Source organism: Sinorhizobium medicae, assembly GCF_007827695.1.
Classification (GTDB): domain Bacteria; phylum Pseudomonadota; class Alphaproteobacteria; order Rhizobiales; family Rhizobiaceae; genus Sinorhizobium; species Sinorhizobium medicae.
In genome coordinates this window covers 12,144-32,353 of the sequence record NZ_VITA01000012.1, presented here as the reverse complement: position 1 = coordinate 32,353, position 20,210 = coordinate 12,144, and the positions used below count along the sequence as shown (strand labels likewise).

Annotated in this window: 17 protein-coding genes and 2 pseudogenes; 12 read left to right on the top strand and 7 right to left on the bottom strand. The window is 61.4% G+C overall.

What is annotated here, in order from left to right; translation table 11 throughout:
- Positions 1–139 precede the first annotated feature (139 nt).
- Positions 140–1,366: an aminotransferase-like domain-containing protein gene (locus tag FB009_RS20030; protein WP_011976088.1), complete on the top strand. Its 1,227-nt coding sequence runs from the start codon at positions 140–142 to the stop codon at positions 1,364–1,366.
- 43 nt (positions 1,367–1,409) lie between these two features.
- Here the strand turns inward: FB009_RS20030 and FB009_RS20025 are convergent, their stop codons facing one another.
- Together FB009_RS20025 and FB009_RS20020 are read right to left on the bottom strand one after the other, a co-directional pair.
- On the bottom strand, positions 1,410–2,459 hold the full coding sequence (locus FB009_RS20025; RefSeq protein WP_011976087.1) for an aldo/keto reductase: 1,050 nt from the start codon (positions 2,457–2,459) through the stop codon (positions 1,410–1,412).
- A 36-nt stretch (positions 2,460–2,495) separates the two neighbouring features.
- Complete coding sequence (locus FB009_RS20020; protein WP_011976086.1) at positions 2,496–3,170, bottom strand: glutathione S-transferase family protein; 675 nt, start codon at positions 3,168–3,170, stop codon at positions 2,496–2,498.
- A gap of 214 nt (positions 3,171–3,384) precedes the next feature.
- Here FB009_RS20020 and FB009_RS20015 point away from each other — a divergent pair, with 214 nt between their 5' ends.
- Positions 3,385–3,870 (top strand): metal-dependent hydrolase, encoded by a 486-nt coding sequence (locus FB009_RS20015; protein ID WP_011976085.1) that lies wholly within the window; start codon positions 3,385–3,387, stop codon positions 3,868–3,870.
- A gap of 160 nt (positions 3,871–4,030) precedes the next feature.
- On the opposite strand, the gene rpsU is transcribed toward FB009_RS20015, so the two are convergent.
- The 3 genes from rpsU to FB009_RS20000 all read right to left on the bottom strand — a co-directional run bounded on the left by rpsU (position 4,031) and on the right by FB009_RS20000 (position 4,975).
- Positions 4,031–4,267: a 30S ribosomal protein S21 gene (rpsU, locus tag FB009_RS20010; protein WP_011976084.1), complete on the bottom strand. Its 237-nt coding sequence runs from the start codon at positions 4,265–4,267 to the stop codon at positions 4,031–4,033.
- Positions 4,268–4,309: 42 nt separating this feature from the next.
- Positions 4,310–4,597 carry a hypothetical protein gene (locus FB009_RS20005; RefSeq protein WP_011976083.1) on the bottom strand — a complete coding sequence of 96 codons (288 nt, stop codon included), beginning with the start codon at positions 4,595–4,597 and terminating at the stop codon, positions 4,310–4,312.
- Positions 4,598–4,765: 168 nt separating this feature from the next.
- Positions 4,766–4,975, bottom strand: a complete 210-nt coding sequence (locus tag FB009_RS20000) for a cold-shock protein (protein ID WP_011976082.1) — start codon at positions 4,973–4,975, stop codon at positions 4,766–4,768.
- A 362-nt stretch (positions 4,976–5,337) separates the two neighbouring features.
- Here FB009_RS20000 and FB009_RS19990 point away from each other — a divergent pair, with 362 nt between their 5' ends.
- From FB009_RS19990 to FB009_RS19975, 4 genes and pseudogenes are all read left to right on the top strand, one after another.
- Positions 5,338–6,318 carry an ABC transporter substrate-binding protein gene (locus FB009_RS19990; protein WP_145161929.1) on the top strand — a complete coding sequence of 327 codons (981 nt, stop codon included), beginning with the start codon at positions 5,338–5,340 and terminating at the stop codon, positions 6,316–6,318.
- 7 nt (positions 6,319–6,325) lie between these two features.
- The gene (locus FB009_RS19985) at positions 6,326–8,362 is read left to right on the top strand and encodes an ABC transporter permease (RefSeq protein WP_127581674.1); all 2,037 of its coding nucleotides are present in this window, start codon (positions 6,326–6,328) and stop codon (positions 8,360–8,362) included.
- A complete protein-coding gene (locus FB009_RS19980) occupies positions 8,350–9,411 on the top strand; it encodes an ABC transporter ATP-binding protein (protein ID WP_101777822.1) in 1,062 nt (353 codons plus the stop codon). The genes FB009_RS19985 and FB009_RS19980 overlap by 13 nt, the downstream gene beginning before the upstream one ends.
- Before the next feature lie 303 nt (positions 9,412–9,714).
- Positions 9,715–10,458: pseudogene (locus FB009_RS19975) on the top strand (HAD family hydrolase); the annotation flags it as partial.
- An 89-nt stretch (positions 10,459–10,547) separates the two neighbouring features.
- Here the strand turns inward: FB009_RS19975 and FB009_RS19970 are convergent.
- Complete coding sequence (locus tag FB009_RS19970; protein WP_011976077.1) at positions 10,548–10,742, bottom strand: hypothetical protein; 195 nt, start codon at positions 10,740–10,742, stop codon at positions 10,548–10,550.
- 552 nt (positions 10,743–11,294) lie between these two features.
- Here FB009_RS19970 and ftsZ point away from each other — a divergent pair.
- Positions 11,295–12,332, top strand: coding sequence for a cell division protein FtsZ (gene ftsZ / locus FB009_RS19965; RefSeq protein ID WP_011976076.1), 1,038 nt, complete (start codon positions 11,295–11,297; stop codon positions 12,330–12,332).
- A gap of 40 nt (positions 12,333–12,372) precedes the next feature.
- Here the strand turns inward: ftsZ and FB009_RS19960 are convergent, their stop codons facing one another.
- Positions 12,373–14,139 carry an adenylate/guanylate cyclase domain-containing protein gene (locus FB009_RS19960; protein WP_028054184.1) on the bottom strand — a complete coding sequence of 589 codons (1,767 nt, stop codon included), beginning with the start codon at positions 14,137–14,139 and terminating at the stop codon, positions 12,373–12,375.
- A 233-nt stretch (positions 14,140–14,372) separates the two neighbouring features.
- On the opposite strand from FB009_RS19960, the gene FB009_RS19955 reads away from it, so the two are divergent.
- The 5 genes and pseudogenes from FB009_RS19955 (at position 14,373) to FB009_RS19930 (ending at position 20,205) form a co-directional block, all read left to right on the top strand.
- Entirely contained in the window at positions 14,373–15,512 is a 1,140-nt protein-coding gene (locus tag FB009_RS19955; RefSeq protein WP_011976074.1) for a TRAP transporter substrate-binding protein, read from the top strand.
- Positions 15,513–15,608: 96 nt separating this feature from the next.
- Entirely contained in the window at positions 15,609–16,256 is a 648-nt protein-coding gene (locus tag FB009_RS19950) for a TRAP transporter small permease subunit (RefSeq protein WP_050574027.1), read from the top strand.
- Complete coding sequence (locus tag FB009_RS19945) at positions 16,249–17,988, top strand: TRAP transporter large permease (protein WP_011976072.1); 1,740 nt, start codon at positions 16,249–16,251, stop codon at positions 17,986–17,988. The genes FB009_RS19950 and FB009_RS19945 overlap by 8 nt, the downstream gene beginning before the upstream one ends.
- Before the next feature lie 510 nt (positions 17,989–18,498).
- A pseudogene (locus tag FB009_RS19940) lies at positions 18,499–18,828 on the top strand (TadE/TadG family type IV pilus assembly protein); the annotation flags it as partial.
- Positions 18,829–19,761: 933 nt separating this feature from the next.
- Positions 19,762–20,205, top strand: coding sequence for an NlpC/P60 family protein (locus FB009_RS19930; protein WP_011976068.1), 444 nt, complete (start codon positions 19,762–19,764; stop codon positions 20,203–20,205).
- Positions 20,206–20,210: the final 5 nt, after the last annotated feature.

Below are 20,210 nucleotides of genomic sequence, written 5' to 3'. Positions count from 1 at the left end.
CAGGCGAAGGCTGCCTGCTTTGCCGGATTTGGCAGGGCAACGGGTCAACCGCCGAATGAGAGCTGCCAGATAGGTCAGGAATATTGACATAAATCCAGCGCTGTGGTCCTCTTCCAAGAATGCAATCGGGAGGACCTCCATGCTGAACTGGGAAAGCATTTTTGCCACGCGCTCGAACCGGATGAGAGCCTCCGAAATCCGTGAGTTGCTGAAGCTGCTGGATCGTCCCGAAATCATCTCGTTTGCCGGCGGTATTCCCGACCCGGAGCTTTTTCCGAACGATGCGTTCAAGGAAGCGTATGCCGAAATCTTCGGTGGCCCGACCGTCGGCGCAGCACTGCAATATTCGGTAAGCGAGGGCTATCGCCCGCTTCGCGAGTGGCTCGCTGGTCAGATGGCGGCAATCGGCATTCCGGCGAGCGTCGACAATATCTTCATCACCTCCGGGTCGCAGCAGGGGCTCGATTATCTCGGCAAACTGTTTCTGTCGCCGAAAGATACGGCGCTGGTGACCTGGCCGACCTATCTCGGTGCACTGCAGGCCTTCAACGCCTACGAGCCGACCTACGATCAGCTGAACCCCGCCGGAAATCGCACGCCGGGGGCCTATGCCCAGGCGGCCGAGGAAGGCGGTGGGCGCGTCAAGTTCGCCTATCTCTCGGCCGATTTCGCCAACCCGACCGGCGAGACGGTGGATCGCGCCGGTCGCGAGCGTGTGCTCGCGCTTGCCGAGGAGCTCGACATCGCCGTCATCGAGGATGCGGCCTACCAGTCGCTGCGCTATGACGGCGAGGCGGTTCCGCCGATCCTGGCGTTGGAGATCGCCCGCAAGGGCGACATAAACAACACCCGCACAATCTATTGCGGCAGCTTCTCGAAGACGCTGGCGCCGGGCCTTCGCGTCGGCTGGATCTGTGCCGCCGAGCCGGTGATCCGCAAGCTGGTGCTGATGAAGCAGGCCGCGGACCTTCACTCTTCGACGATCAATCAGATGGCGATCGCGACGGTCGCCGAGCGCGGCTTCGATGAGCAGGTGAAGAAAATTCACGGGGCCTACAGGCAGCGCCGCAACGCCATGCTCTTGGCGCTCGAGAGATACATGCCTGCTGGCGTCACCTGGACGAAGCCCGAAGGCGGCATGTTCATATGGGTAACCTTGCCAAAGGGCACCGATGGCGCGGAGCTGCTCGCCAAATCGATCGAGACAGCCAAGGTGGCCTTTGTACCAGGCCGCGCCTTCTTCGCTGACGGCTCAGGTGAAAACACGCTGCGGCTCAGCTTCTCCTGCGCCAACGGCAGGATGATCGACGAGGGCATCCGCCGACTCGGCGACCTCGTCCGCGGCGAGGTTGCACAGGCGGCGTAAGCAAGCTCATGAGGGGCGGCCGCGAATTCAGAGGTGCTGTCACTCACACATGCGGTCCGAGAAGCGAGAGGTCGGCTTTGCCGAGCCGGTCCTTTGCGGTCCAGAGCTGATGCCAGTACGGATAGATGACCGGCGGCCGGCTTACGGCCTCGAGGAGCTCGCGTTCCTCTTCGGTGAGCCTCAGGCCGGCGGCGGCGAGATTGTCGCGGAACTGTTGCTCGGTTCGACCACCGATGATGACGGAGGTGACGGCCTGGCGGCCGATCAGCCAGGCGAGGGCGACCTGCGCCGGTGACACGCCGCGTTCGGCCGCGATCGCCACCAGGATGTCGACGATTTTCCACAGCCGTTCCTCGTCGCGGATCGGCGGCTCGTTCCAGCCGGCGAGCTGGCGTGTGCCTTCCGGCGACTGGCCACGCCTGTGCTTTCCTGAAAGAAGGCCGCCGGCGAGCGGGCTCCAGACGAGAATGCCAAGGCCCTGATCGATCGAAATCGGGACCAGCTCGTACTCGGCCTCGCGGGCTTCCAGCGTGTAGTGAATCTGCTGGCTGACGAAACGCTGGCGTTTATCGAGGGCGCTGACGCCGAGGGCCTTCATTATATGCCAGCCCGAATAGTTGGAGCAGCCGATATAGCGAACTTTGCCCTGCCGCACGAGTGTATCGAGCGCTTCCATCGTTTCCTCGAGCGGCGTCTGGCCGTCCCATTCATGCACCTGGTATAGGTCGATCACATCGGTCTTCAAGCGCTTGAGGCTCGCCTCGCAGGCACTGATCAGGTGGTGGCGCGAAAGGCCGCCGTCGTTCGGACCCGGCCCCATGGAGAAGCGTGCTTTTGTGGCGATCAGCACGCCGTCCTTGCGCTTTCCGCCAAGAACCTCGCCGATAATCTCCTCGCAGACGCCGGTTGAATAGATGTCGGCCGTATCGATGAGGTTGACGCCGGCATCCAGGCAGAGGTCGACATGGCGGCTGGCATCCGCGACACCGACGTCGCCGACCTGGGCGAACTTGCCGCCACCGCCGATCGTCATCGTGCCCATGGTGATGGTCGAGATCTTGAGGCCGGATCGGCCGAGCTGACGATATTCCATTGTCTCGCTCCTTGCGTTGTCGGTCGAGTAAGGTTGTTAGAGGAATCTCGGGGGTATCGCATCCCTATAGGGGAACAGCGGGAAATAAGGCCGGGCTTCGGCCAGTGCGCGCTGGAAGGAGGCACGCGCAAGCAGCCGCTCGAAATATGCCGCAAGGTTCGGATGAGTGTCGTCGAACGGCACCACGATCCCGGCATAGAAGAGGGCGGGAGCGGCGGCGCAGTCGGCAATCGAAAAATCTTCTCCAACTGCGAAAAGCCGGTCGTGGAAGTGCCGTTCGGCAAGATCATACGCGCTTGCAAGCGCCGCTTGCGCATCGGCGACGCCGCGGCCATCGTTTTCGCCGGAGGCCCGTAGCGTATCGGTGACGATCTTCTGCATCGGCACCTGAACGTAGAGATCGAAGAAGCGATCCCAGAGCCGCGCTTCGAGTGCCAGCGCCTCATCGCGTGGGATCAGCGGTTGTTCCCCGGGGTAATGCTGGTCGAGATATTCGATGATTACCGAGCTTTCCGGCACCGTTCTGCCGCGCGCATCGTCGTGCAACACGGGGATCTTGCCCACGGGCCAGACCTCCAGATAGCGCGCATGCTCACTGGGGTCTCCGAAATCCACGATCTGCGGCGTGAACGACGTGCCCGCCTCGTAAAGCGCAACGAGCACCTTGTGGCAGAAAGACGCAAGCGGATGAAGATAGAGCGTGAGCGTCATCGGAGTGTCCTTTGCCGAGGCGGTATGGCGCCATTCGGCCAGCATAGCGGCAACAGCCACAGGCGCAATCGCGCAGAGGAGCGGCGTTGAACAAGGAGAGTCAGGCCGACTTTTTGATGCATCTCCGATAAACTTATGGTTGTCATCAATTCGCCGGAAATCAACCTGATAAGCGAGGGAATGCATCCCCGAAGCTGCCAGCCAGGATCTTGAAATGTTCATTGCCCATCTGCCGGCCGGTTACCTCCTCACCCGGGGCATCGTCCGCAAGCGCGAGACCATCTGGCGTCCGGCGCTGGCCGTGGGACTGATCTTCTCGCTCGCCCCGGACCTCGATCTCTTCTATTTCTACCTTGTCGACGGCCGGCGTACGCCACACCACGACTACTGGACCCATGCACCATTGTTCTGGTTGGCGGCCGCGGCCCTTACGGTTCTGGCGCTAAGTCTGGCGGGCAAGCGGCAATATCTGATCTTCGTCGGGATTGCTTTTGCCAATGTGCTCCTGCACCTCTTTCTCGATTCCATAGCCGCCGACATCCGCTGGCTCTATCCTTTTTCGGATATCCGCTTCAACCTCGTCGAGATACCGGCGCGATACCAGCCCTGGTACTTGAATTTCATTCTGCATTGGACCTTCGCAGCGGAGATGGCGATCTGCGTGGCGGCGGTGTGGGCCTGGGGGAGTGAAAAGGTTTAGAGGCCGCGTTCGCGGAAAAGCGCTAGTCGGGCCAGGCCGAAGGAGGATTCGGCAGACGATCAAACCCTTCGGACGAAAGGAACGAGATATGAAAACGACGCGCCAAGGGGCGCGTCGCGAGAACTGTCGGCTAGTCGGGCGAGAGCCGGACCGGCGCGCTTCAGCGCGCGCGGGCGACTTTCTTCGGCGCCGGCAGCAAGCCTTCGCGCTGCAGTTTTTTGCGCGCGAGCTTGCGCGTACGGCGGACAGCTTCAGCTTTTTCGCGGACGCGCTTTTCGGAAGGCTTTTCGTAGGCGCTGCGCATCTTCATTTCGCGGAAGACGCCTTCACGTTGCATCTTCTTCTTGAGAACACGAAGAGCCTGGTCGATGTTATTGTCCCTGACGAGTACCTGCAAAATAGATCCTTTCCGTTGTAATAAGATTGCTATTTGAGTTCTTTACTTTCGCGCCCTGGTGCTCAAGGGCTTGAACCAGGGCTTGCCGTCGACCGATGACGCCTTGCCGTGTTCCTGAACCGGCGAAGCCGTTTCCGAAGGATCGATGTCGTGCTCGAAGATACGGCGCTCGAAATTCTCGGTTCCGAACCGCACCCGATACTGGGCTTCCCCGTGCTCGGCCGCGGGCAGGATCGAAACGATGCGGCAGGTACGATCGGCGGCTGCCGTGCGCGTAAGGTCAGCTCTCAGAACAACCGAGTCGCCAACGCTATATGTGTTCCGGCTCATGATCGTCTCCTTCGTCCATGCCGCCCAAAGGCGCCACAAGCAAAAAAGGCCGGGCGTTACCCCGACCTCCTCTTGAGCGCCGCGCGTCTTTTCAGACGCGCAAGGGCGCCCCGTCATTCAAGCGCTCCCTGCCAGTACATCCGTGGTCAGCGGAGGCGAATGACGAATTTATGCAGACCGCAGATTGTCTGCCGAGCTCTTGCCGGACTTCGTGTCGCGGACGATGTCGAAGGTGACCTTCTGGCCCTCTACGAGCGAGCGCATTCCAGCGCGTTCAACGGCGGAGGCATGTACGAACACGTCCGTCGCGCCATCGTCAGGCTGGATGAAGCCGAAGCCCTTGGTGCTGTTAAACCACTTTACGGTGCCTGAGTTCATAACGATTTCCTTTCAATCGCTAGAGTTTCCGGACGAATATCGGCCCGGTTTGATCGATATTTGAGAGGAAATCTGACGAAGCGCGTCGGCGCGTAGACAAAGGTCACAAGCAAGTTTCGATGAGCTATATATAAACGCTGCTTCCGGATATGCAATGGATGAGCCGAATTTAATTTCTTTTGGTGTCATCGCCCGCTGAAAATACGATCAAACCGCTGATTTCGGCCGAGGATAATATTTTTCGAATATCATGCGAACGCATTCGCCGGCGGACGGGTTGAAGGGGGCGGTCCCGTTGTCACAAGGCTGTAAAAGACGCGCTCTATCCCTCGGTGCGATCTTCTCCGACTGAGGGCAAACTCATGAAAACGCTTCTCCCTGCCGTCGCCGCAGCGCTCGTCGCCGGCCTCCTGTCCACTGCCGCTCTCGCCGAAAGCCTCGTGCTTTATACCAGTCAGCCGAACGAGGACGCGCAGGCGACGGTGGATGCATTCGAGGCGGCCAACCCCGGCGTCGAGGTGGAATGGGTGCGGGAGGGAACAACAAAAATCATGGCTAAGCTGATGGCCGAGATCGAGGCGGGCAACCCCGTGGCGGATGTGCTTCTGATCGCCGATACGGTGACGATGCAGCGGTTGAAGGAGGCGGGCCAGCTGATGCCTTACAAATCTCCGGAAGCCTCAGCTTTCGAGGCCTCTCTCTTCGACCCGGACGGCACCTATTATTCGACGAAGATGATCACCACCGGGATCATCTACAACACTTCCGCCGCGATGAAGCCGGCCGGCTGGGAGGATCTTGCGAAACCCGAGGCCAAGGGGCTCGTCACCATGCCCAGCCCGCTCACGTCAGGCGCGGCGCTGATCGATGCCCAGACGCTTGCCGGCATCGGTGCGCTCGGTTGGGACTACTACGAGGCGCTCGCGGAAAACGGCGCGACGGCCGCCGGCGGCAATGGCGGCGTGTTGAAGTCCGTCGCAACGGGCGAGAAGGCCTATGGGATGGTGGTGGATTTCATGGCGATCCGCGAGAAGGCAAAGGGCGCGCCGGTGGAGTTCGTCTTTCCGGCGGAGGGCGTTTCGGCCGTTACCGAGCCGGTCGCCATCCTGAGAACCGCAAAAAACCCGGATGCAGCAAAGAAATTCGTCGATTTCCTCCTTTCGGAAGAGGGGCAGCAGGTGGCAGTGACGATGGGCTACATTCCGGCCCGCAACGGGCTTGCCTTGCCCGAGGGATTTCCCGCCCGCGAGGTTGTTAAGGTGCTGCCGGTCGACGCCGCCGCAGCCGTGAAGAATTCCGACGCGGATCTGAAAACCTTCTCGGGGATTTTCGGCACCAACTGACCCTCCGATGCGCGTTTCCGACGAGATCGCCAGAGGTCGGCGCAAGGCAACGCATGCGCCGGCCGTGGACACCGATGCTGAAGTACGCTCCGGCTCGAGAATGCTGGAGCGTCCTCTGCGCGTTCTGGTGAAGGCGCGGTGCTGGCAGTGGCTCCGGCTCGCATCCGGCGGCGCGAAGGATGATGGGTCCGAAGGGGAGCGCGGGCCGGCTCGGGTTCGTCTGCCGAAGGAGTTGACGCGGGCCCTGCGCGGTTTCGATCTTCCGCCACCGCCTTACGCGGACGAAGTTCGTGTACCTGAAACGCGTTCTGCGAAGGCCGGTCCGAGGCGGCAATCGTCATATTTTCGATTTCGGGGGAAGCGCATGTCCGGGGTCGGGGAGCCCGCATGGCTCCTTGCCTTCGTGTGCGGCGCCGTCTTCCTGCTTTCGGTGCTGCCTCTGATCCACCTTGGTTGGGCTGGCCTCAAAGGTCTCGAAGGCGGCGAGGCGGCGAGCGTGCTCCTCGAGGCGGCGACCTTCGCCGCACTTCGCAACACACTCGTTGCTGCCGCGGGCGGCATGGTGATCTCGCTTGTCGTCGGCGCACTCTTCGCCTTCGTGGTGGCGCTTACGGACATACGCGGTAAACTTGCCTTGAGCTTCGCCTTCATGCTTCCGATGATGATCCCGCCACAGGTGACGGCCCTAGCCTGGGTGGAGATGTCGGGGCCCTCGAGCCCCTTGCTCAAGACATTGGGGCTTGCTCCGCCGCTCGGCAGTCCGCAGCCGCTTTATTCGCTAGCGGGCATCGCACTGCTTCTCGGCGTGCAGCATGCGCCGCTTGTCTTCCTGGCAATCAAGGCCGGACTTGCGACGCATCCGCGCGACGGCGTGGAGGCGGCGCGGCTTTCCGGCGCCTCGCCCTGGCGCGTCTTCCGCGACATCGTTCTGCCGCTGGCCTGTCCGGCGCTGATCGCCGGTGGCGCCATCGCCTTCATCTCGGGCATCGGGAATTTCGGCATTCCGGCAATTCTCGGCATTCCCGCATCGATCGAAACGCTACCGACCTTGATCTTCGCCAAGTTCGCGAGTTTCGGTTCGTCGACATTCGGCGAAATTGCCGTGCTTTCGACGATCATCGCATCGATTTCCGCGGGAGGGCTGCTCCTGCAGCAGCGGGCACTCAAGGGCCGGGATTATCGCCTCATCGGCCTTACCGGGGCGAGGGCCGCCTTCACGCTGGGGCGTTTGCGAATTGCGGTGGAGACCCTGCTTTGGGGCACCCTCGCACTGGTGCTCGTCGCGCCGCTCCTGGCGCTTGTCGCAAGTTCACTCGTGCCGGCCTATGGTGTGCCGCTCACTCTTCACACTGTCTCCCTGCAGGCCTATGGCGAGGTTCTCTTCCGCCAGACGGTGACGCTGACGGCGCTGAAGAACTCCGTCTTCCTTGCCTCGGCCGCGGCAGTCGGCCTTCTTGTGATTGCTCTGCCGGCCGGGTACCTGCTCGCAGCGCGACGCGGGAGGGTGGCCAATCTCCTGGCGATCCTTATCGAAATTCCCTACGCACTGCCCGGCATCGTGCTCGCCGTCGCCTTCATCCTTGCCTTCGCGGCACCGCTGCCGGTGATCGGCGTTTCGATCTATGGCACCATCTGGATCATTCTCGCCGCCTATCTCTCATCCTTCTTCGCCGTGAGCCTTAAGCCGGTGATGAGCGCCTTCCTGCAGATGGATCCCTCGCTCGAGGAGACGGCGCGGCTTGCAGGCGCAGGCTTCCTGCGCCGCATGCGGGACGTGCTGCTGCCGCTGGTGGCGCCCGCAGCGGGTGCCTCTGTCATTCTCGTCTTCCTGATCGCGGCGAACGAGCTGACGGTCTCGGCGCTCCTCTGGTCCGCAGGCACGCAGACGCTCGGCGTGGCGATCTTCAATCTCGACGATAGCGGCTCCTCCAATCTTGCCTCGGCACTTTCTGTGCTTGTCGTCGCGGTGGTGATCGGGTTGATGGCGACGCTCGAAGTCTTGGCGAAATACCTGCCGGAGGGCGTGCTGCCATGGCGCAACTGATCCTCAATCACCTGACCAAGGATTTCGGAGCAAAAGGTCCGGGCGAGGGAGGGCCGGCGGTTTCGGATGTGTCGCTGACGCTGCGCAAGCAGGGCTTCCTCGCACTGCTCGGTCCTTCCGGCTGTGGCAAGACGACGGTGCTCAGGATGATTGCGGGCTTCGAGCAGCCGACGGACGGTTCGATCGAGTTCGGCGAGTGCAGGCTTTCGGATGCGGTCCGGGTGCTGCCGCCGGAAAAGCGCAACATGGCGATGGTGTTTCAATCCTACGCGCTGTGGCCGCATATGACGGTGGCAGAGAATGTCGGCTATCCCTTGAAAGTGCGCCGCATCTCGGGCGAGGCTTGGCGATCGCGCGTTGCCGAAGCGCTTTCGCTCGTCCGGCTTACGGCCTACGCCGATCGGCGGCCATCGGCGCTTTCCGGCGGTCAACGGCAGCGTGTGGCACTGGCGCGCTGTCTCGTCCAGCAACCCGATATCGTGTTGCTGGACGAGCCGCTCGCCAATCTCGACCAGCACTTGCGGAAAGCAATGGAGGAGACCTTCCGCGCGTTTCACGAGCGCTCCGGCGCGACGATGATCTACGTGACGCACGATCAGGCCGAAGCGATGGCGCTTGCGACCGATGTCGCGGTGATGTCCGAAGGGAAGCTTCTTCAGGTGGCGCCGCCTGCGGATATTTACGCGCGGCCGGAGGGGCGGGTCGTGGGGAGCCTGATCGGCCGAGGCGCGATCGTGCGGTTGAGATTGCCGGAGAAAGCCGGGCGCCAACTCGATTGGCCGCTCCTGCAAGCGGCATTGGCCGGCAGGCGTTCTGGCCACGGGCATGCAGGCGAGGGGCCGCTTTCCGACGTACTCATCCGACCGGAGCAGGTTCACCCGGATAGCGGGGGTATGCCGATGCGGGTTCTCTCCTCCGTGTTCGAAGGCGAACGCTCGGCACTGACACTCGCACTGCCGGACGGGCAGAGCCTGAAAGCCTATAGCAACAAGGCGTTCTGCCACGGCACCGAGGTTCCGTTTGTCATCAGTGGGGGCTGGCGGCTTTAGAGCATTTCCGCTTTTCTCCGAATCGCGGAAACTCTCCAACCCCTTTTTTGCCGCAATTCCGGACGGAAAACCGCTGCGCAGTTTTCCTGGAATTGGTCTAGATGCGGTCGATCGGTGCAACCAGGCCACGGATGCGGACCAGAACCGTTGCACATCCTGCCTGCAAGCGCTCCGGACGGTTCCGGCGCTGGCACGCAGCCTTCCGAGCCGGAACCAGCATTGGCCCTGCACGTTCCACTGTGCAGCACGATGACGGCGTCCAGGATCGGACGGAGGCGGGTGGCAAAGAGAGGCGGCGCACAGATGGATGTCATGGCTCTTGCGACAGACTACGACGGAACACTCGCCGATTACGGTGCCGTCAGGCCGGAAACTCTGGAGGCCCTGAAGAGATTTAAGGAGACCGGGCGCAAGCTTCTGCTGGTGACCGGGCGCGAACTGCCTGATTTGAAGAGTGTCTTTCCTGAAATCGGCCTGTTCGACAAAGTCGTCGCCGAAAATGGCGCGCTGCTTTTTACGCCGGAAACCGGCGAGGAGCGGCCGCTCGCACCCTCGCCTCCGCCGGCTTTCATCGAGCGCCTGAAGGAGAAGGGCGTGGACCGGATGTCGGTCGGCCGTTCGATCGTCGCAACCTGGGAGCCGCACCAGACCGCCGCGCTTGAGGCGATCAACGAACTCGGCCTCGAACTCGAGATCATCTTCAACAAGGGCGCCGTCATGGTGCTCCCCACCGGCGTGAACAAGGCCACGGGGCTCAAGGCGGCCTTGAAGGAGATGGGGCTCTCCTTTGTCAGCGTGGTGGGTGTCGGCGACGCCGAGAACGACCACGCGCTTTTGAGAACGTGCGGCTGCGGAGCCGCGGTTGCCAACGCCTTGCCCGCGCTCAAGGATACGGCCGACATCGTTCTCGAGGGTGTGCGCGGGGCAGGCGTGGAGCAGTTGATCAATCGGATCATAGAACGCGATAATATGTTGAGCGTCGGTGCCCGCCACCGGGCGTCGATCGGCGAGGGTGCCGAGGGACAAGCGGAGATTGGGGCGCGTGACCCCCGCTGAAAAGTCTGCAGCGCCTGCGGGCGCGCGCGCTCGAGCGGATCGAGATGAAGCCCTGCCCGAGGCGTTGAACAGAAGGCTCCCTATGGTTTCGGTTTTTGCTTCGAGGCCGCGCTTTTGCCGTCGGAGCTTTTCGAACGTTCGTCGAACCGTTCGGCGCCTTTCCGGAGATCGGAACCCTTTTGTGCCTCAACCTTCTTCTCTTCCTTGGCAGCGCTGTCACGTAAACCACTGGCAGCCTGCTTGCCCTTTGCTTTCGGGGCCTGATCGACACCCATGGCAGTCACTCCTCCTTTTCAATGGTTTCAGTGTTCGCCGGAACCCGATACGCTCTAACCTATCGAACCACGCGCTTTCGGCGGAATTGGCTACACATTCCTGGACTTGCCTGGCGCAGTCCGAACGTGCCGAAAGCTCGGTTGTTCCTTCGAAACCCTTGCTGGAGAGTATGAGCAGGTCTCGGCTTTCGACGCCACGTGTCCTGCGGCTGGTGCTGGTTGCGATTCGCGAAGTGAGCTCGGCGGTAATCGCCCGCGCCTCATCCATCGCCTTGCGAAGCTAAGTAAGGCGTACGCTCGAAGGAACGCAGCCGTGGAGCCTGAAGCGCGATGGGTGCATCACCCTGATTCGACACGCTTTGCGGGACGTCCATTCGGTCTGCCCGCCTTTTGAACGAGGTAATTGTGGACTGCCTTGATTTTGTCGCTCTTGCCTTCTCCGTGGCTTTTTTGAATTCCTAGAATGGAAGCGACTGATTCGCGCCGCACCGCATCCCATCTCCGTGTTCCGAGTTTTCGGGCGGCCGGGGAACTGCCCAAGGAGAAGAAACCATGACGGAATACAAGAAGCCTGTTATCACCGAGATGCGTCCGAAAATCACGGTCATCGGCGTTGGCGGCGGGGGCGGAAACGCGATCAACAACATGATCGCCGAGAACCTGCAGGGGGTCGATTTCATCGCCGCGAATACGGATGCGCAGGCGCTGGCGACGTCGAAGGCGGAACGGCGGATCCAGTTGGGCGCTGCAATCACCGAGGGACTCGGCGCCGGTTCGGTTCCGGATATCGGCAATGCGGCCGCCCAGGAATCGATCGACGAAATCATGGACCACCTCGGCGGGACGCATATGTGCTTCGTTACGGCAGGCATGGGCGGCGGTACGGGGACGGGAGCGGCACCGGTGATCGCGGAAGCGGCGCGGCGGGCGGGCATTCTCACGGTAGCGGTCGTCACCAAGCCTTTCAGCTTCGAGGGTCAGCGTCGCATGCAGACGGCGGAGCTCGGCGTCGATCGGCTGCGTGAGAGCGCAGACACCGTCATCGTCATCCCCAACCAGAATCTCTTTCGTATCGCCGACGCCAAGACCACCTTCGCTGACGCATTCATGATTGCCGACCGGGTTCTCTATTCGGGCGTCAGTTGCATCACCGACCTGATCGTCAAGGAAGGCCTGATGAATCTCGACTTCGCGGACGTCAAAACAGTGATGAAGGGCATGGGCCGCGCGATGATGGGCACGGGTGAAGCGACCGGCGAGAACCGCGCCATGATGGCGGCCGAAGCGGCGATTGCCAATCCGCTGCTCGACGAAGTTTCCATGCGCGGGGCCAAGGGCGTGCTGGTATCGATCTCCGGTGGCATGGACATGACGCTCTTCGAGGTGGACGAGGCGGCGACCCGCATCCGCGAGGAAGTCTATGACGAGGCCGACATCGTCGTCGGTGCGATCTTCGACCGGAGCCTCGACGGGACTTTCCGCGTGTCCGTTGTCGCGACCGGTCTCGATGGCAATCGCGGCGCACAGGCGACGGCGCCGGAGGCGATGAACGGCCAGGCCGCGGCCGTGCCGACTCGCACGCTGCAGTAGGTGCCGGCAGGCGAATGGGGCAAACCTTGCCTCATCGGCATCAATCAGGCACGCCGGCGCGGTGCAGATCGCTGACGAAGCGGTCGATGAATTTCTCGGACATGGCCGGCACGCTGCCGAAGTAGAATTCGGCGCGGGCCGTTTTCGCGGTCATGTCCGGCCGCCGGCGCAAAAGCTCCGCCACCGCCGCGCGGGCCTCGCCCTTCCGCTCCTGGGCGCCGAGGGACGCTGCCAGCACCATTGCGGGCCAGAACGTGGCATTTTCCTTGAGTAGAGAGGCGCGGGCCGCCTCGGCGGCTTGCGCGAAGCGACCCGCCTGGTATTGGGCGATGGCGACCATGTTGTGAAACGTCCACAGATGCGGATCTCGAGGGCTCAGCCGGAACGCCTCGTTGATCGCGGTGATGCCCTCTTCGGGGCGGCCCACATAACAAAGCGCTTGCCCGAGAGCAAAGTGGCCCTGGGCGAAGCTTGGGACAAGCCTCAGTGCGTTGCGCAGGTGTTCGATCCCACGCTCCGGCTGGCCGCCGAGTGCCCGTGCCCGGCCGAGTGCCAGATGCGCTGCCGGCTCACGGTCGTCGAGCGCGGTCGCACGTTCAGCCAGCGCCGTCGCGTCGGCGATCCGATCGCCCCGCTCCTCAAGAGGGCCATACCAGCCGAGCTGTATATGGACATAAGCAAGGCGCGCATAGGCCTGGGCAAAAGCGGGTTCGAGGTCGATCGCTCGCTCGAACAGCTCTTTGGAAATCCTCAGATTCTCAAGATCAAACTTGTAGAGGTGCCATAACCCCTTGAGATAGATATTCCAGGCATCCATGTCCGTCGCGCTTTGGCCGCGCAGCGCTGCGAATTCGATGAAGCCGAGTTCGGGTTCCACAGTACCGGTGATCTGTCCCGCGATCTCATCCTGCAGCACGAAAACGTCGTCCAGCATGCGGTCGTAGCGCTCTGCCCAGAGCAGCATGCCGGTTTCGCCGCTCAGCAATTGCGCCGTGATGCGGATCCGGTTTGCCGCGCGGCGTATGCTGCCCTCGATCACGTATTTAACGCCCAAGTCGGACGCAACCTTTCTCACGTCGACAGTTACCCCCTTGAAAGTGAAGGAGGAGTTGCGCGCGACGACGCGCAGCCAACGGCATCGGGCCAGGGTGGAAATCAACTCCTCCGTGAAGCCGTCGGAGAAATGCTCCTGTTCGTCGACGCTCGACAAGTTGACGAATGGCAGGACGGCGATCGACGGCCGCTTCATGTCAGGACGCGGCCGGTTCTGCTTTGGTGCGGGCGATTCTTCCCGTGTTGCGCCCGGCTGCCAGCACCAGACGTGCAGCGGGCCGGGAATATCGGCAAACGTCTTGCAGCCGAGGTCTCCCATCTGGATATCCAGTTTCGAGGAAACCTGGTCATAGACTTGCTGCGACACGCAGATGCCGCCGGGCGGCGCCATTTCCTGAAGGTGCCCGGCAACGGCAATGCCTTCGCCGTGAATATCGCCGTCGTCCGCGACGATATCGCCGAGGTGGACGCCGATGCGCAATTCCAGACGCTCAGTTTCCGCGCTCCCGGCCTGATCGTGCATTGTTCGTTGGATCGCGATGGCGCAAGCGACGGCGTCGAGTACGCTTGCGAACTCTGCGAGCATTCCATCGCCCGCCTGCTTGACGATCCTGCCGTTATGGGCCTCGACCAACGGCAGAATGAAGGCGTTGTGGCAATGCTTGACCGCCCGATAAGTGCCGGCTTCGTCCAGTCCCATCAGCCGGCTATAGCCGACGACGTCCGCGTCCAAGATCGCCGCCAGCCGTCTCATGCCGTCCATCTCTTGGCCATGTGTGACCGAAATCCGATGAGTTGACAGGTTCTCGACCGATTCGCCTGCAATCTTTGCGAGGGCCGCATTCGGGAGTATTCTCTCATCCAGCATGAAAGAAAAGGGGCGCAGCGGCGTCTCCGGACGATGCTAGTGCCTTCAGTCAATGTGAATGCTTGCGTGAAGATCCGCCCCGAGACGGGGGGAACGCGCGCGCAATTTGGGAGGAAGACATGAAACACAAAGCCGAGATCGGGGAATCGTCGCGTCGGAAATTCCTGCGCGGCGCAGCAGTGGCCGGAGCGGCCATGGTTGCAGCGCCGAGTATCGTCAGGGCACAAGGGCCGATCAGCATGCGCTGGCAGAGCACCTGGCCATCCAAAGACATCTTTCACGAGTTCGCGCTCGACTTCGCCAAGAAAGTCAACGACATGACGGGGGGCGACCTTAGAATAGAGGTGCTTCCGGCCGGTGCCGTCGTGCCGGCATTCGGACTGCTCGACGCGGTGTCCGAAGGAACGCTCGACGGCGGCCATGGCGTGATGGTCTATCACTACGGCAAGCAGACGGCGCTGGCACTATGGGGATCGGGACCAGGCTTCGCCATGGATGCCAACATGATGCTGGCGTGGCACAAATATGGCGGCGGCAGGGACCTGCTCGCAAAACTCTACGAGTCCATAGGCGCAAATGTCGTATCGTTCCCCTACGGGCCCATGCCGACACAGCCGCTGGGCTGGTTCAAGGAGCCGATCGCCAAGGCCGAGGATCTGAAAGGATTGAAGTTCCGCACCGTCGGTATCTCGATCGACGTGTTCACCGGGCTCGGCGCGGCGGTAAACGCCCTGCCGGGCGGTGAGATCGTGGCGGCACTCGATCGCGGACTGCTCGACGCTGCGGAATTCAACAATGCTTCGTCCGATCGACTGCTGGGCTTTCCCGACGTTTCGAAGATCTGCATGCTGCAAGGCTATCATCAAAACGCCGAGACGTTCGAGATCCTTTTCAACAAGGGAAAATTCGAGGGCCTGCCAGACCAGTTGAAGGCAATCATAACCAACGCGGTGGACGCGGCTTCGGCAGACATGGCCTGGAAGGCGATCGACCGGTATTCGACCGACTATCGCGAGTTGCAGTCGGCCGACAAGGTCAAATTCTACAAGACTCCCGAGGCCATCCTGAAGCGGCAGCTCGAGGTCTATGACGAGGTCGTGAAGAGGAAATCCTCGGAAAATCCAGTGTTCAAGGAGGTCCTGCAATCCCAGATCACTTTTGCCGAACGCGCAACCCGCTGGGAGCAGGATACGGTCGTCAACCGAAGGATGGCCTTCGATCATTATTTCGGGCCGGAGGGGGTCGCCAAGTCGCTCTGACATAATCCGATCCTGCACATCGCCGGCATGCGGCGGTGATGTGCAGTCAGGACATGGCTATCCCCGGGGGTGCGCGTGAACATTCAGCATCTGCTTATGAGGATCGACGCCATCAGCGTCTGGACCGGCAAGGCGGCGGCGTGGCTGATCCTTGGGCTGATGCTGCTGGTCTGCGGCGAAGTCTTCAAGCGTTATATCCTGAACATGCCGACCGCCTGGATCTTCGACGCCAGCAACATGCTCTACGGCAGCCTGTTCATGCTTGCAGGGGCCTATGCACTGGCGCAGAACGCCCACGTGCGGGGTGATTTCCTTTACAGTGCGTTCAGGCCGCGCACACAGGCGGCACTGGACCTTATTCTGTACATCCTCTTCTTTCTGCCGGGCATCGCCGCCCTCATCTATGCCGGTTACGACTACGCCGCATTGTCCTGGCGGATCGGCGAACACTCGACGGTCACGGCCGAAGGGCCACCGCTTTATTTTTTCAAGACGGTTATTCCTGTCGCCGGCGCGCTCGTCATATTCCAGGGACTTGCGGAGATCCTGCGCTGCATCATCTGTCTCAAGACCGGGGCCTGGCCAGCCCGGCTGAAGGATGTCGAGGAGATCGATGTCGTAGCCGAGCAGCTAGCCCACAGCGAGCATCTCGACCAGGAAACGCGCGAGGCTGCGTTGGAACGCGCGCAGGACATCGACAGGGCAGCCCGGCAGCGCGGGCTCGGAGGGGAGAGCCGTGAGTGAACCATTCCTTGGCCTGACCATGCTTGGTCTCATCGTGGTCGTGATCATGATGGGATTTCCAACTGCCTTTACGCTCATGGGGCTTGGAATGCTGTTCGGCTTCTACGCCTTTTACAATCCGGCGGAACTCTGGATCGACAATCGTATCTTCGATCTCATGGTCCAACGCACCTATGGAGCAATGACCAACGACGTGCTGATCTCAGTTCCGCTTTTCGTGCTGATGGGCTACGTAATGGAGCGGGGCGCGCTGGTGGACAAAATGTTCTACAGCGTCCAGCTGTCGTTCCGGCGCGTTCCAGCGTCGCTCGCCGTGACAACGCTCATCGTCTGCACCTTCTGGGGGATCGCCAGCGGCCTGGTCGGCGCCGTGGTGGTGCTGATGGGGGTGATCGCCATGAACCCGATGCTGCGGGCGGGTTACGATGTGAAGCTTGCCTCAGGCGTCATTACTGCCGGAGGTACGCTTGGCATCCTGATCCCGCCATCGGTGATGATCATCGTCTATGCGGCGGTGGCCGGGCAGTCCGTGGTCAAGCTGTATGCGGCGACGATGTTTCCAGGCTTCTTTCTGGCGCTTCTTTATCTCGCCTATGTCCTCGGCTGGGCGATGCTCAATCCGAAGATTGCGCCGAGCCTCCCGGAGGAGCAGACGCGCGTTCCAGTGCCGCCATGGATGAAGCGATTCGCGGAACTCTATTCACCCAACATGCTCGCCGGACTTCTCGTTGCTCTCGTCTCGCCATCACGCGCGCTCGGGATCGAGGCCGGTGAGGGACGGCTCACCTACTTCAAGATCATCAAGAACATTGTTGCAGCATGCGTTCCGCTTCTCCTGACGGTGTCCACGTTCGGGCTTGTCTGGTGGTATGTCGTCATTCATCAGCAGGCGGCCGCGTCCGAGGCACCGGAGGGACTGGAAGAGCTGGGCGCGCCGGTAGCGGATGCCGGACCGGCGACCGTTGGCGGTCCCGCGACGGGATTCTACATCTGGTTCGGCCTCGCTGCGGCGGTCGCCGCCGTCCCGCTCGTGCGCTACTATCGCAGGATGACCGCCGAACGGCTTCAGGTGGTGAAGCTTCTCGCTTCCTCCGTCATGCCGCTCGCGCTTCTGACGGTAATCGTGCTCGCGGTGATCCTGTTCGGCATAACGACTGCGACGGAGTCCGCCGCTGTCGGTGCCGCGGGCGCCTTCCTGCTGGCGCTGCAGGCACGGACGCTCAACTGGCAGCGCACCAAGGAAGCGGTCTTCCTGACTGCGAAGACCACTGCCATGGTCTGCTGGCTCTTCGTGGGTTCGGCCCTTTTCTCCGCCGTTTTCGCGATCCTCGGCGGACAGGCATTGGTCGAGCAATGGGTTCTCGCGCTTGATCTGACGCCGATACAGTTCATGATTCTGTCGCAGGCGATCATCTTCATTCTCGGATGGCCGCTCGAGTGGACCGAGATCATCATCATCTTCGTGCCGATTTTCCTCCCGATGCTCCACCACTTCGACATCGATCCGATCCTCTGGGGCGTGCTCGTCTTCGTCAACCTGCAGGCTGCGTTCCTGTCGCCGCCGGTGGCGATGTCGGCCTACTATCTCAAGGGCGTGTCACCGCCGCAGGTGACCCTCAACCAGATCTTCGCAGGGATGATGCCGTACATGCTGATCGTCATAGTCTGCATGATCATCATGTATATCTGGCCGGGGATGACACTCTGGCTGCCCGAATATCTCTACGGCTGAGTTGGCAGAAGCGAAGTGCCTAAGCAAAAACAGGGCCCGCCGTCAGCGAGCGGGTCCTGGAAATTCGCGGCGAAATTGCCAATCTCTATATTCACCGGCAGCAATATCACGCCCGTCGCTAAACGCCCGGGCAAATCGATCAGATCTCCGCCCGGAAGCCGCCGCGCGCTGAACCGGGTACAATCCCGCAACCAGAGTTCACCGTAGAGCGAGCTCTGATCTAAATTGCTACTGAAATGAGTTCCCTGATTGCCCCTTCATGATTGCCGAGATGGACGGGCTTGGTCCAGTAACATTTCAGGGCGTTATGTAACGAAGCACGATTGTTTCTTGCGCATAGCCAAGCTTTGCGAGCCGCCGCGGGGACGAGCACGCCGGGCATGGGGGGCTCATGACGAAAAAAGGAGGACCTCATTTTTAAAGCTTTCATAAAAGCCGAGCGTTTTTAGCAACGTTTTTAAAATTAGTTAATGCTTAAGTAGTGCGGTGGAGCTGCTGAGAGGGAAGGCTATGAGGGCCGCGACGTTCTGCCTGCATATGAGAAGGCTGATGCGCGACAGGGAAGGCAACTTCGCCGTTCTGGGCGCTATCGCATTCATTCCGATCATCGGCGCGGCTGCCCTGGCGATCGACTTCGCCGGGGCCTACTTCGAAGCGGAGAAGATCCAGAGCGCCCTCGATGCGGCGGCGCTCGGTTCGGTCCGGGCTTATGGCGAGGGCGCCACCGAGGAGGAAGCCTATGATGCGGCCCAAAAATTCTTCTGGAGCAACTACGCGCTGCCTCAGGAAAGCGTCGTCGACGCCCTGAGTGCTGCAACGGAAGCTTCCACGCAGGCGCTTCCCCGATGCTGCCGAACTCCAATATGCGGGCAATGGTGCGACCAGCGGTGAGTGCATCAGGTTGATCGCACAGGAGATCACCCTGATCGGCAACAGCACATTCAAGATGGATTGCAGTGAGGAGCTTGCGAACACCCACTTCAACTATCCGGGTGCCCTTCGACTGGTGCGCTGATATATTTTTCGGAATGAAGACTTTCGGTGGCGACGGTTACGCCATTTTTCGTCCTCCAGACCGGTAGAAACGCTCCTTTCTTGGGCCTAAATAGCGAATTAGCGAAGAAACGGCGGCTTTTGTGCAATAGAAGCGGACCTTGCCACAATTTCGCTTCACCTCACCGGCAGATTTCCGCCCGCTAACCACCGGCTGGCAGGGGAATTCCAACTCTCGCAAAGCGATCGCCATCAGGTTGGGGCACGGTCATTGCAATTGGCCGGCTGCATCACTGTGCGCCGAGGATCCATTTCGATTTCGGCTACGGAGCGTGCAGCCTCAAAGCGCTAGAAAGTCCTTCGGATTTTGAGACGAAGGCGGAGTGCAGCCTTGATGGTTGCCGGGACGGTGCCGCTTTCGGGCGGGACCGCGCAGCGTATCAGCTTGTCCCGTACCGGCGTCCGACAGGGCGTTCCAACGAGCGGGCGCGCTATTCGCTGTACGCCTCGGTCAAGGACATTCTAGCCCTTTGGTTCCGGAGTATTTCATCTGCAGTCGGGAGTATCTCCGAATGCGGAATGGCTCGGTGTGCGCGAATGCACGTCTATGGAAGGACGATCTCTTGCGATGGACGGGAAGAGACGCAGGCAAGGCCCGGCATCAGGCCGGTCACGCCGGCTGCATGGCATCGGAACTTAGCGGATCCATGCGGCAAATCCAATGCTACGGCGACTTCGCGCTTTTGACAGATGCGCGGCGCCGTTAGGGGAGATCAACTCATGAAGCTTGTCGCGCTTCTGACTGCAGCATTTGTCGCCCTTATGTCACCGGAGACCGTTTCAGCGGGAATGCTGACCCAGGCGCAGCAATATTCCGGGCTGCACGAGGTGAAAAACAACAGGCGTCTGCGTGCCGCCCTCGGCATCAATCCGGCACGCACGCCCTGGTGCGGCCATTTCATGGGGATGGTCGCCCGAAAGGCCGGCCGGCAGCCACCGAAAAGCTATGGCATCGCCCGCTCGTGGTTGAGCTTCGGCGCACCGGTCAAGCTTTCCTACGCGCGCCCAGGTGATGTCGTCGTCGTCAGGGCCGGACGGAGCTATCACGTCGGCGTATTGTCGCAGATTTCCAAGTCGACCGCACGTCTCATCGGGGGCAACCAGTCGGGCCGCGTGCAGCTGTCCTATTTCAGCCGCGCTCAGGTGGTGGCGGTCAGAAGATAGGAGCG